Below are 13,042 nucleotides of genomic sequence, written 5' to 3' on the forward strand. Positions count from 1 at the left end.
AGCGCAGCCACTGAAGGGGCCGCCGCGCGTCGGCGGCCCTTTTTTCTGACGTGTCGGTTGCCCTTCGACGACCGACCTGACCAAGATCGCCCGTTCGATTGAAGGTGTCCGCGTGAGCCATATCGTGCTCCTCAACAACATCGACCATGGCGACTTGCGCGTCATGGGGGGATACGGTGCCGGGTTCGGCGACTCTGTGAACCAGACGCGGGTTTTCCCGGCCGAGTTCGAGGCCCTGGCGCGCGAGTATCCGATCCTTTTTCGCCGGGAGGCCGGAGGCGCCTTTTACGCGGTGGTGCTGCTCGGCCTTGATCGGGAGGAGAACCTGTTTCTGCAGGGCGGCGAATGGAAGGCCCGCTATGTGCCGGCCGCGCATCGCCGGGGCCCCTTTTCGATCGGCCTTCAGACCCAGCGGTCCGATGGCCCGCAAGATCCCAAGATCAACGTCGATCTGAGCCACGCGCGAATCCAGGCCGCGGGGGATCCAGTGTTTCTGCGCCATGGCGGGGCCGGACCGGCTCTCATCGAGGCCAGCCAGGCGCTGTCCGTCGTTTATGACGGCCTGGAGCGGGAAGCCGCGATGTTCGCCGCATTCGAGGCCGCGGGGGTGATCGAACCCGTCGCCGTCGACGTCACCGTTGGTGAAGGACAGCGCTACGAGATCGAGGACGTCCATGCCGTATCGCGGGAGCGGCTGGCCGACATTGCGGAACCGGCGCTGACCGCTCTGCATCGCTCAGGCTGGCTTGCTCACGCCTTTCAGGCCGCATTCTCGCTCGGCAATCTCGATCACCTGATCGCGCTCAAGACCGCGAAGGCGTCCCGCGGATGACCACTGCAACGGCCATGGGCTCAGGCCGTGTCGCACGGCGCACCCGGGTGATTGAGACGCCCGCCGATGCGCCGATCGACGTCGAGGCACTGCTTGCGGCCCAACAGCCCGTGATCCTTCGGGGGGTGGCTCGGGACTGGCCGCTCGTCCAGGCCGGCAGGGCGGGGCCGCAAGAAGCCATTGAGTACATCAAGCGGTTCGACAGCGGCGTCCCCGTCGTCGGCTACACGGGCGCGCCTGATATCGGGGGGCGGTATTTCTACCGTGAGGATCTCCAGACGTTGAACTTCGATGCCCAACGCGTGTCCCTGAGCGCCTACCTGGATGCGGTGGCGAGCGTGCTCGGAACCGAGCAGCCGCCGTCATTCTATGTGGGCTCGACCGATCTTGAGGTGCATCTGCCGGGACTGGGCCGGGACAACGGCCTCGTCCTGTCTGTGTCGCCCGAGAACGGCGCCGACCCACCCACCATCAGCATCTGGCTGGGCAACAGGACGACGGCGGCGACGCATTTCGACATGTCCAACAACCTGGCCTGTTGCCTCGTGGGCCGGCGGCGCTTCACCCTGTTTCCGCCGGACCAGATCGAAAACCTTTATCCAGGCCCGCTTGAGCCGACCCCGGGCGGTCAGGTCGTAAGTCTGGTCGATCCAACGGCGCCCGATCTGGAAAGATTTCCGCGTTTCGCCCTTGCTGCGGAGGCGGGGGAGGTTGCCGAACTCGAGCCGGGAGACGTCCTCTTCTATCCCGCCCTGTGGTGGCACAACGTCGAGGCCCTGGACGACTTCAACGCCATGATAAACTACTGGTGGAACGGGTCGCCGGCCTTCATGGATACGCCCATGACGACGCTGATGCACGGCCTGCTCAGCTTGCGGGGGCGGCCTGAGGCTGAGAAGGCGGCCTGGCGGTCCCTGTTCGATTTCTACGTGTTCGGCGATCCGGACAGGGCGGTCCACCACCTGCCGACGCCGGTGCGGGGCGATCTCGCGCCGCTCGACGCTCGGTCGGCTCGCCGCTTGCGGGCGCTCGTGCTGCAGAAACTCAACCGGTAGGAAGACGGCCATGGACCAGCGAAAGACCCGGGTTGTCATCGCGGGCGGCGGGACTGCGGGCTGGTTGGCGGCCGCCTTGCTGACCCAGCAACTGGGGGCCTTGCTTGATGTGACGCTGGTCGAGTCCAAGGAGATCGGCACGGTCGGCGTCGGCGAGTCGACCATTCCTACCATTCGGTCGTTCCACGCCCTGCTGGGGCTGGATGAACGCGAGTTCATGCAAAGCACCGGGGCCACCTTCAAGCTCGGCATATCCTTCGAGGACTGGAGCCGTGAGGGCGCTCGGTACATCCACTCGTTCGGCGATGTCGGCAAATCCACCTGGATGGGTGACTTCCAGCATTTCTGGCTCGACGCGCGTAAACGCGGTCTGGCCGGCGACCTCGGCGAATACTGTTTCGAGCACCAGGCCGCCGACGCCGGCAAGTTCGCGACCGGACCCGACGGGCGGCTGAACTACGCCTATCACCTGGATGCCGGGCGCTATGCCCGCTTGCTCCGGGACCGGAGCGAGGCCGCCGGACTGAAACGCGTCGAGGGGCGAATCTCGCGGGTTGAGAGACATGCGGAAACGGGCCTGATCGACGCTCTGGTGCTGGCCGACGATCAGCGGATCGAGGGCGATCTGTTTCTGGACTGCACGGGGTTCCGCGGGCTTTTGATCGGCGAGGCCCTCGGCGTGGGGTTCGAGGACTGGGGCGACTGGCTTCCGACCAATCGAGCGCTCGCCGTTCAGACCACGTCGACAGGGCCTGCCGTGCCCTATACCCGCGCCATCGCCCACGACGCGGGCTGGCGCTGGCGGATTCCGCTTCAGCATCGGGTCGGCAACGGTTTGGTCTACGCGGCGGACTTCCTGTCGGACGATGAAGCTCACTCGCGTCTGCTCGGGGCTCTGGGCGGCGAGCGATTGATCGAGCCGGGGTTGATCCGTTTCCGGACGGGGCGCCGGCTGCGCGTCTGGGAGGGCAACTGCATCGCACTCAGCCTGGCGGCCGGGTTCGTGGAGCCTCTGGAGTCGACGAGCATCCATTTGATCATGACCGGCCTGACCCGCCTGATTCAGCATTTTCCATTCGACGGGATCAGCCCCGCCGTCGTCTCTCGGTTCAACGACCAGTCGCGCGGCGAACTCGAGCGGATCCGCGATTTCATCGTCCTGCACTATCACCTGAATCAGCGGCCTGAGGCCTTTTGGCGCCGCCAGCGCGAGATGGCGGTTCCCGCCACCCTGGTCGAGCGGATCGAGTTGTTCAGGGAGGCTGCGCACGCCTATCAGGCGCCGGACGACCTGTTCCGGGTCGCGTCCTGGGTTCAGGTGCTCCTCGGGCAAGGACTCGCGCCCCGGGCCTATCACCGGATGGCCGAGTTGATACCCGACGACAAGCTGTTCAAGGCGCTCGGCGATCTCAAAGGATCGATCGATCGCGCTGTCGAGGCCTTGCCGACCCATCAGGTCTTCATCGACGCCTACTGCCGAGAACAGGTCTGACCGGCTCGGTGGCGGAGGTTGCACCGACCGCTGCGATGAGACCCGCGTCACGTCGGCGCAAGCGTTCCACGCCTCCACACGGGCGCGAAAAGACTGGACGTGACAACGCTGTCAATTTTGATGCGGCCTGGCATTTTTGGTGGTAGCGCTATCTAAACCGCGCCCGTTTCTCGCGACGGGGGTGCTCAACAAGCGGCGCCACGCTGACCGAACCCAGCCAAAGAGCCCGGAAACATAGGGACGAAGACATGCGTGCTTTCACGACGATGCTGATGTTGACCTCGGCGCTCTGCGGCGCGGCGAGCGCAGCCGCCCAGACGAGTCCGCCAACAGTCCCGGCCGCCTCGACTGCGCATCCGGCACTGTGGCCCAGAGCCGCCTCGCCGGACGCCATGAGCGACGCCGAAACCGAGGCCTTCGTCGTCGAGTTGCTCAGCCGGATGACGATCGAGGAAAAGGTCGGTCAGATCATCCAGGCCGACATCGCCTCGATCACGCCCGCCGACCTCGCCGTCTATCCCCTGGGGTCAATTCTCGCCGGCGGCAACTCCGCGCCCGGCGGCGACGATCGCGCCAGCGCCCAGGCTTGGGTTGATCTGGCCAAGGCCTTCCGTCAGGCCGCCGCGGACCGGCCGGGCGCGCGCATCCCCCTGATCTATGGGATCGACGCCGTCCACGGGCACAACAACGTCGTCGGCGCGACGATCTTTCCGCACAACATCGGCCTCGGCGCCGCGCGGGATCCCGAACTCATCCGGAGGATAGGGGAGGCGACCGCCCTCGAAGTCGCCGTCACCGGCGCCGACTGGACGTTCGGCCCGACCCTGGCGGTGCCTCGCGATGACCGTTGGGGCCGGACCTACGAAGGCTATGGCGAGACCCCGGAAATCCAACGCACCTACGCCGGTCCGCTGACCCTGGGGCTGCAGGGTGAGCTAGCCGCCGACCATCCCCTGGCGCCGGGGCATATCGCAGGGTCCGCCAAACACTTCCTCGCCGACGGCGGGACGCACAACGGCACGGACCAGGGTGATTTTCGGGGGTCCGAGCAGGAGCTGATCGACATCCATCTGGGCGGCTATGTGCAGGCCATCGACGCCGGCGTCTTGTCGATCATGGCCAGCTTCTCCAGCTGGAACGGCGTCAAACATTCGGGAAATCCCACCCTGCTGCGCGATGTGCTGCATGGCCCGCTCGGGTTCGACGGCTTCGTCGTGTCCGACTGGAATGCGCATGGCCAGCTGCCAGGATGTTCGGTGGAGAGCTGCGCTCTCGCCGTCAACGCCGGCATCGACATGCTGATGGCCCCCGACAGCTGGCGTCCGCTCTATGCCAACACACTGGCGCAGGTGCGCTCCGGCGAGATCTCCGCTGCGCGGCTGGACGAGGCCGTGACCCGTATTCTTCGCGCCAAGGTCAAGGCCGGCGTCTTCCGGGAGGATCGTCCGGTCGAGGGCCGACTCGATCGGCTGGGGTCCGCCGAGCATCGGGCGCTGGCGAGGCAGGCGGTCCGGCAATCCCTGGTCCTGCTGAAGAACGAGGGGTCCGTCCTGCCCGTGCGCGCGGGCGCCCGGGTTCTGGTCGCCGGTTCCGCCGATGATATCGGTCAGGCGGCGGGAGGCTGGACCCTGACCTGGCAAGGCACCGGCAACAGCAAGGCCGACTTCCCGAACGGTTCGTCGATCTGGGACGGCATCAACGAGGCGGTGAGCGCGGCAGGGGGCACGGCGACGCTGAGCGTCGACGGAGCCTTCACCGACAAGCCGGACGTGGCCATCGTCGTCTTTGGCGAGACCCCCTACGCCGAGTTCCAGGGTGACGTCGAAAATCTGGACTTCGCACCCGAAGGTCCGCTGCAAATCCTGCGTCGTCTCAAGGCGGCCGGCGTCCCCACTGTCTCGGTCTTCCTGTCAGGCCGGCCCTTGTGGACCAATCCGGAGATCAACCAGTCGGACGCCTTCGTGGCGGCCTGGCTGCCGGGCAGCGAAGGTGCCGGTGTGGCCGATGTCCTGATCGGGGACGCGCAGGGTCAACCTCGCACTGACTTCACCGGGAGGCTGTCCTTCTCATGGCCGCGTGACGCGACAGGAGCGCCGCTGAACGTCGGGGATTCGGATTACGATCCGCAGTTCGCCTACGGCTACGGCTTGACCTATGCCGCTCCGGGCTCGGTTCCCGGCCTGTCCGAAATCTCGGGCGTTTCCACGATTGCAGCCAGCGTCGATCGCTATTTCGTCGATGGACAGCCGGTCGCGCCCTGGGCCTTCGTGCTCTCCGACGGTGTCGGAACGGGTGGCCGGGTCACGTCGCGTGCGGTCGACGACCTCGCTCAGGAAAGCGCGCGCCAGTTCACGTTCGACGGCCAGGGTCCGGCCTCGGTCTCGCTGCAAGGGCCCCCGGTCGACCTGAACAGGCAGGCGAACGGAGACATGGCGCTGACCTTCCGCTATCGGGTCGATGCTAGGCCTGTCGGGTCCGTAGCCTTGGGGCTGGGGGAGGGGCGCGTTGAACTGGGTACGATCCTAAGCGCCGCGCCCGTCGGCGAATGGCGGGAGATCAAGGTCGGGCTGTCCTGCTTCCGCTCCGCCGGCGCTCGGGTCGACGCGGTCTCCACGCCCTTCGAGTTGCGGGCTTCGGCTCCGCTGACCGTGTCGATCTCCGAGATCAGGCTGGCGTCGAACGAGAACGACACCGTCTGCCCTGCGGCGGTTCCGGCCACGCCCGCGTCCTGAAATCCACGCTTGCTAGGGGAATACGCCATGAGCCTGCTCGCCAGTCGCCGAAGCCTGCTGCGTCTGGGCGCGTTCGCCGCCGCGGGGATCGTGCCCGGATCAGCGCTGGCGCAGCCGTCCGCCGACCGAAAGATGGGCTACGCCATCATGGGGTTGGGGACCTATGCCGACGTCATCCTGCCGCGGTTCGCCGAATGCCGACACTCGCGCGTCACTGCCTTGGTCAGCGGATCGATGGACAAGGCGCGACGCTATGCAGCCCAGTATGGCGTCAGCGAAAGCGGCCTCTATACCTACGACACCTTCGAGACGATCCGCGACAATCCGGACGTCGACATCGTCTATGTCATCCTACCCAACGGCCTGCACCACGAATACACCCTGCGGGCGGCGGCCGCCGGCAAGCATGTGATGTGCGAAAAGCCGATGGCTAACACGGCCGCGGAGGCCGAGGCGATGATCGCCGCCTGCCGGGCGGCCGACCGCAAGCTGATGATCGGGTATCGATGCCATTTCGAACCCAACAATCGCGAGGCGATTCGCGTCGCACGGTCAGGCGAACTGGGAAGACTCCGAATCATTTCGGCGGAGACCGGTTTCAACATCGGCGACCCGACCCAGTGGCGCCTCAACCGCGCCCTCGCCGGCGGCGGCTCGCTGATGGATATCGGCATCTACAGCCTGCAGGCCGCTCGCTACCTGAGCGGAGAGGAGCCGGGCGCGGTCTCGGCGATGGAATCGACCGATCGCACCGACATCCGTTTCAGGGAGGTCGAGGACACGATCAATTTCCAGCTGACCTTCCCGTCGGGCGTGGTGGCCAACTGTGTCTCGACCTATGGATCGGCGCACAATCGCTATCGCGTGGTGGGGACGGAAGGGTGGCTCGACGCCGAACCGGCCACGGCCTATCGGGGCAATGCGCTGAAGCTGCGTCGCGGCGGGCAGACGGTCGATCACCCGGCCCCCGAACTGCCGAGCAATCAGTTTTCCGCCATGCTGGATCATCTGTCCCAGTGCGTGATGACCGACAGCCAACCCATCGTCTCCGGGGAGGAGGGCCTGCGAGACATGCGTATCATGGAGGCGATCTACCGCTCCGCGCGTGAAGGCCGAACGATCACGCTTTGACGTCTTCGGCAGGCGCGCGAGCCAACTGAGGCAGGACCAAAAGCACCAGCCCCGCAGCGATCGTCAGGCAGGCCGCCGGGAACAGCATCGGCAGGATGTCGCTGCCCGTCGCCTGCTTGATCGCGGGCACGACGGTCTGGGCGACGAAGCCGCCGAGGTTGCCGATGGCGTTGATCGCCGCGATCCCGGCCGCGGCACCGGCGCCCCTCAGGAAGGTCGGCGGCAGGCTCCAGAACACCGGCTGGGCGGCGAAGATAGCTGGCGCGGCGATGCAGAGCAGGGTGAACTGGGCCACCGGTCCGGGCGCCAGGACGCTGAGCGCCAGGCAGGCCGCGCCCAAGAGGGACGGCCCCGCGATATGCCAGGGGCTTTGGCCGACCCGCGCAGCGTGGCGCGGCAGGAGCCACAGGGCGATCCCGACAAGAATCCAGGGGATGACGTTCAGCATGCCGTTGACGGTGTTGGACACGCCGAACCCCTTCACGACGGTCGGCAGCCAGTAGCTGAGCCCATAGGCGGCCAGGGGGAAGCCGACGTACATCACCGCCAGCAACAGGACGCGTCGGTCCAGCATCGCCCGCCAGGTCGAGCCATGCGCCGTATCGGGCGTCGCGTCCGCCTCGGCCCGCAGGGTGTCGGCGATCCAGGACTTCTGCGCAGGCGCCAGCCACGGCGCGGTGTCGGGGCCATTGGGCAATCGCCACAGCACATAGGGCGCAAGCAAGACCGCAGGAATGCCCGTGGCGATGAAGACCCACTGCCATCCCGCCAGTCCTGCCAGCCCGTCGAGGTCCAGCAACGCCCCGCCGATCAAGGCGCCCACGGCGTTGGCCACCGCGCTGGCGATCATGAAGGCGCCGATCATCCGGGCGCGATGGGCCTGCGGGTACCACAGGGTCAGAACGTAGAGCACGCCCGGGAAGAACCCCGCCTCGGCCGCACCCAGCAGGAACCTGAGGACGTAGAACATGGCGGGACTGGTGGTGAAGCCCAACGCGATGGTGATCACGCCCCATGTCGCCATGATCCGCGTGAACCAGACGCGCGCTCCGACCTTGGCGAGCACGAGATTGGCGGGGGCCTCGAACAGGAAATAGCCGATGAAGAAGAGCGCCGCCCCAAGGCCGTAGACCGCCTCGCTCATGCCGAGCGCCTCAGCCATCTGGAGCTTGGCGTAGGAGACGTTCTGGCGGTCGATGTAGGCGATGAGATACATCAGACAGAACAGGGGCATGAGCCGACCTGTGATCCGCCTCAAGGTTGACCTCTCCGTGCGTTCGTCCCTGTCGTGTACGATCGCGTCGTCGCTCTGCATCATCCTCATCGCTCCCCGCCGGATCTGTGCTTTTCGGTCCGCTGCCTTTGGTCTAAGGCTGTTCTTTCAAAATTGACAACGTTGTCGGAGCTTGGCTTTGCTGGGACGTCTTCTGCTCGCATTGGCCTTCGTCTGGGCCTTCTCAGACGGAACGGCGAGCGCGCAGTCGGTCGATCAGCCGTCGCCGAGGGTGCTCGCCCTGCTGGAGCGGATGACGCTCGAAGAGAAGATCGGACAGCTGAACCAGGTGCCTGGGGGACGTCAGCGCGCCTTGAACTCGCGCCTCGACGCGGCTGCCTTGGAGCGGGTGCGGAGCGGCCAGATCGGGTCGTTCCTGCACGTCGCCGGCGCCGCCCAGATCCGCGAACTGCAGCGGCTGGCGGTCGAGGAGTCGCGGCTGGGTATTCCGCTGTTGTTCGGAATGGACGTCGTGCATGGGTACAAGACCCTGTTTCCAGTGCCCCTCGGCCTGGCCGCCAGTTGGGATCCGCCGCTAGTGGAACGCACCGCCCGGGCGGCGGCCGTCGAGGCCACGGCTGCGGGGCTGAACTGGACCTTCTCGCCGATAGTCGACATCGCCCGCGACGCCCGCTGGGGCCGCGTCGTCGAGGGCGCGGGCGAGGACCCCTATCTCGGCTCCGTCCTGGCTGCGGCTCAGGTGCACGGCTACCAGGGATCGTCGCTGGCCGATCCAGCCTCCATTCTTGCCACGGCCAAGCATTTCGTCGGATACGGCGCGGCAGAGGGCGGTCGAGACTACGACAGCGCCGACATCTCCGAACGCACCCTGCACGAAGTCTATCTTCCGCCGTTCTTCGCCGCCGCTGCCGCAGGCGCGGGATCGATGATGACCGCGTTCAACGATGTCGGGGGCGTGCCGCTGACCGCCCATCCCGGGCTGGTACGCGGCGTGTTGAGAGGCGAATGGAACTATGACGGGCTGATCGTCAGCGACTGGAACGCCATTCCCGAACTGATCAACCACGCCGTCGCCGAGACGCCTCGCGAGGCCGCCGCCCTGGCCCTGGGCGGCGGGGTCGATATGGACATGGCGGGAAATGCCTATTCCGCTGAGTTGAAGGGCGCGATCGAAGCCGACCCGGCGCTCGTGGCCCTCCTGGACGAGGCCGTGGCTGCGGTCCTCACGGCGAAGGAGAGGCTCGGCCTGTTCGACGATCCCTATGGGCGCGCCGATCCCGCGCGGGAAGCGACGGCCATGCTCACGCCGGAGCACCGGGCGTTGGCGAGAGAGGCCGCCCGTCGCTCGATCGTGCTCCTGAAGAACGATGGCGATCTGTTGCCGTTGGGCGCCTCTGCTCGGCGGATCGCCGTCATCGGAGCCTTGGCCGAGGACGCCAACTCCGCGCTCGGTAGCTGGCGCGCTCAAGGCAAGGTCGAGGATGTCCGCCCCCTGATCCCCGCCCTTCGAGAGGCCATGCCGCAGGCGACCTTCAGCTACGCCCAGGGCTATCGACCCGAGGCCGCCGAGGCTATCGCCGTGACGGCGTCCGGCGAGGGGGCGCAGGGCGTGGACGAGATTTCAGACGCCGACGCCCTGGCCCAGGCCGTCGAAACGGCGAACGCAGCGGACCTGGTCCTGCTCGTGGTCGGGGAGCATTTCGATCGCTCGGGCGAGGCGCGTAGCTACTCGGACATTGGCCTCAGTGCCGCACAGGACGCTCTGGTTGAGGCCATCCTGGACACGGGCAAGCCGGTGGTCGTCATCCTGATGAACGGTCGGCCGCTCGCCATTCCTGCCCTTGCGGAACGGGCCCCGGCCATTCTCGAAACCTGGTTCCTGGGCGTGGAGAGCGGACCCGCCATCGCCGATGTTCTGATCGGGCGCGTCTCGCCAGGCGGTCGTCTTCCGATCAGCTTTCCACGCTCGAGCGGAGCGACGCCGGCGACCTACGCCCATCTGCCCACCGGGCGCCCGGCCGCCGAAGACCTGGTCCGCGACACGGCTCGCTATCGGGACCAGCCGATCACGCCGCTGTTCGCCTTCGGCCATGGGCTCAGCTACGGGCGGTTCGACTATTCCGATTTGAGGCTGAGCAGCGCCGAGATCGCCGCAGACGGTCGGATCGATATCAGCGTCGTGGTCACGAATGTTTCGACAGTCGCCGCCGACGAAGTCGTTCAGCTGTATGTCCGCGACCCCGTGGCGGCGGTCTCAAGACCGGTGCAGGAACTGCGAGGATTCCGCCGCGTCGCGTTTGCGCCCGGGGAATCCAAGCGTATCCGGTTCACCCTTACCCCGGCTCAGATGGCCTTCTGGACCGCGGATCGCTGGCGCATTCAGCCGGGCGTAATCCAGGTCATGGTCGGAGCGTCGTCGCAGGACATCCGCTTGCGGGACGTCTTCACCATCTCGACAGAAGGCATAAGCGACGTGCCGGCCGCCGCCATACCCACACCATCGGCCGAGGAGCCCGCATCATGAACGTGACCCGCCGTCACCTTCTCTCGGCCGCCGCCGCCGCTCCCGTCCTGGGGTGTCAAAGTCTCACGGCCCCGACCGCTCAGGACGACTATCCCACCATGGGCGGGATCGTCCGTGATGATCCGGCGATCAACCGTCTGATCCCGCCAGGGGTGCAGATCGAAAAACTGGCGGACGGTTTCACCTGGTCGGAAGGTCCGATCTGGATCGATCAGGGGGGCTACCTGCTGTTCAGCGATGTCCCGCGAAACAAGATCCATCGCTGGTCGCCGACCGAGGGCGTCTCGGTCTTCATGGATCCCTCGGGATTCGACGGGGCCGAGGCGTCCGGGTTCCGCGAGCCGGGCACGAACGGGCTGATCGCCGGTCCCGCAGGATCGATCCTCGCGGCCGACCACGGCAACCGGGCCATCGTCCGCATCGACCTGGCCACCCGCAGCAAGACCCTGTTGGCGACCCATTATGAGGGCAAGCGCTTCAACTCGCCCAACGATCTGGTCCAGGCGCGTTCAGGAGCGATCTTCTTCACGGACCCGCCCTACGGCCTCAAGGACATGGACGCCTCGCCGCTGAAGGAACAGGCGCGGAACGGCGTCTACCGGCTGGACCCCGACGGCGCCGTGACCCTGCTGGTCTCTGACCTGACCTTCCCGAACGGCGTCGCCCTGTCTCCCGACCAGCGGACGCTTTACGTGACGGTCTCGGACCCGGCGCGCGCCACGCTCATGGCCTATGATCTCGACGCCACGTCGATGGTGTCGAACGGTCGGGTGCTCAAGGATTTCACCTCGATGGTCGGGCCCGATCGACCGGGCCTGCCGGATGGCCTGGCGATCGACGCCGGGGGGCGCCTGTTCGTCACAGGGCCGGGCGGCATCCATGTGCTGACGCCGGACGGTCGGTCGCTGGGCCGCATTGATCCTGGAACAGCCGCCGCGAACTGCAAGTTCGGCGAAGGGGGGCGGACCCTGTTCATCACGGCTGGGGCTGCCCTCGCGCGTTTGCGGCTAGGCTGAGGGCGGGGCGGCTCCAAGCCCAGCGAGGATCTACTGATCGGCGGGCGGGGCGGCGACTGCGGTTCCGCGCGGGGTGAGCGTACAGCCGCCTCCGATCGGCGCGGCGATGGCGCAGGGAATGACGCGATCAGTGACCTCGTCCTTCACGTGGAAGATGAAACCATCGGCGCCCGAGCATCGCGCTTCATAGAAGGCGCCGTTGGCGTTGGCGCCCATGAACCGTCCGCCGTCGACCTGACAGGCCGCGGCGTCGGTGCCCGCGAGCCTAGCCGTCATGGTGGCGAACTGTTCCTCGGGCGTCGTGGTCGCGCATTGCGAGCCGGCGCTGACGATGATCCAGCATTCGATCTTTTCCCAGCCTGTTTCCGTCCGCTTCAGCCGGTAACCGTCCAGACCCGAACAGCCGATATCGTAGACCGTCTCTCCATTGGACGTGCCGACGGGACCGGCGGAATCGATCTCACAGGTGATGCCGGCCTCCCGGGCGTAGGCGGTCAGGGCCTCGGCCCCGTTCAGGTTCGCGGGCATCGTGCAGACGAAGGTGGTCTCCCCGCCCGGCTGGGCCGGGTCCCGGGCGGCGGACTGGGCGGCGACCAGGCAGCTCACGGCCTGCGGAGGGGTCGAGGCGATAAGCAGATAGCCGGAGCCCGTCGCACACGTCGCTTCGTAGATTTTCGCCCCGTCTCCAGTCTTGCCCAGCACGGTCGCTTCCTGAACCTGACAGTCGGCGCTGGCGCCCGTGACGGCGGCCTGAGCATTGGCCAGGCTCTGAGCGGGGGTTTCGCGCTCGGCTCGGGTCTGGGCGTTCAGGCGCTGCATGTTGCGCAAGGCCTCGCGCTCCGCCTCCATGACATAACCCGCGTTGAGCTCGTTGGGCGGAATGCCGTTCTCGATCTGGGCAAGGGCCGGAGGCGCCGCGAACACGGTCAGGGTGGCGGCCAGGGCGCTCAAGACAAGCGCGAAACATTGAGCGGTGCGCATAGTCATTGCCCCGATGACTTTTCAAAAAGTCAGACAATACTGGTC

9 protein-coding genes are annotated in these 13,042 nt (G+C 66.8%); 7 read left to right on the plus strand and 2 right to left on the minus strand.

Annotated elements, in window-relative coordinates; genetic code table 11:
• Positions 1–112 precede the first annotated feature (112 nt).
• From ACW171_RS01915 to ACW171_RS01935, 5 genes are all read left to right on the plus strand, one after another.
• Entirely contained in the window at positions 113–832 is a 720-nt protein-coding gene (locus ACW171_RS01915; RefSeq protein ID WP_492095413.1) for a SapC family protein, read from the plus strand.
• Entirely contained in the window at positions 829–1,887 is a 1,059-nt protein-coding gene (locus ACW171_RS01920) for a cupin-like domain-containing protein (RefSeq protein ID WP_492095414.1), read from the plus strand. The genes ACW171_RS01915 and ACW171_RS01920 overlap by 4 nt, the downstream gene beginning before the upstream one ends.
• Before the next feature lie 10 nt (positions 1,888–1,897).
• Complete coding sequence (locus ACW171_RS01925; RefSeq protein ID WP_492095416.1) at positions 1,898–3,379, plus strand: tryptophan halogenase family protein; 1,482 nt, start codon at positions 1,898–1,900, stop codon at positions 3,377–3,379.
• Positions 3,380–3,627: 248 nt separating this feature from the next.
• Entirely contained in the window at positions 3,628–6,111 is a 2,484-nt protein-coding gene (locus ACW171_RS01930; protein ID WP_492095418.1) for a glycoside hydrolase family 3 protein, read from the plus strand.
• A gap of 27 nt (positions 6,112–6,138) precedes the next feature.
• Positions 6,139–7,242 (plus strand): Gfo/Idh/MocA family protein, encoded by a 1,104-nt coding sequence (locus tag ACW171_RS01935; RefSeq protein WP_492095419.1) that lies wholly within the window; start codon positions 6,139–6,141, stop codon positions 7,240–7,242.
• On the opposite strand, the gene ACW171_RS01940 is transcribed toward ACW171_RS01935, so the two are convergent.
• Positions 7,232–8,476 (minus strand): MFS transporter, encoded by a 1,245-nt coding sequence (locus ACW171_RS01940; protein WP_492095421.1) that lies wholly within the window; start codon positions 8,474–8,476, stop codon positions 7,232–7,234. The two genes, ACW171_RS01935 and ACW171_RS01940, sit on opposite strands and share 11 nt — an antisense overlap.
• A gap of 178 nt (positions 8,477–8,654) precedes the next feature.
• On the opposite strand from ACW171_RS01940, the gene bglX reads away from it, so the two are divergent.
• Positions 8,655–11,000, plus strand: coding sequence for a beta-glucosidase BglX (gene bglX, locus ACW171_RS01945; protein ID WP_492095423.1), 2,346 nt, complete (start codon positions 8,655–8,657; stop codon positions 10,998–11,000).
• A complete protein-coding gene (locus tag ACW171_RS01950; protein WP_492095425.1) occupies positions 10,997–12,016 on the plus strand; it encodes an SMP-30/gluconolactonase/LRE family protein in 1,020 nt (339 codons plus the stop codon). Before bglX ends, ACW171_RS01950 begins: the two co-directional genes overlap by 4 nt.
• 30 nt (positions 12,017–12,046) lie before the next feature.
• On the opposite strand, the gene ACW171_RS01955 is transcribed toward ACW171_RS01950, so the two are convergent.
• Complete coding sequence (locus tag ACW171_RS01955) at positions 12,047–13,003, minus strand: hypothetical protein (RefSeq protein ID WP_492095426.1); 957 nt, start codon at positions 13,001–13,003, stop codon at positions 12,047–12,049.
• Positions 13,004–13,042: the final 39 nt, after the last annotated feature.

The organism is Brevundimonas sp. FV1ye28 (assembly GCF_058681135.1).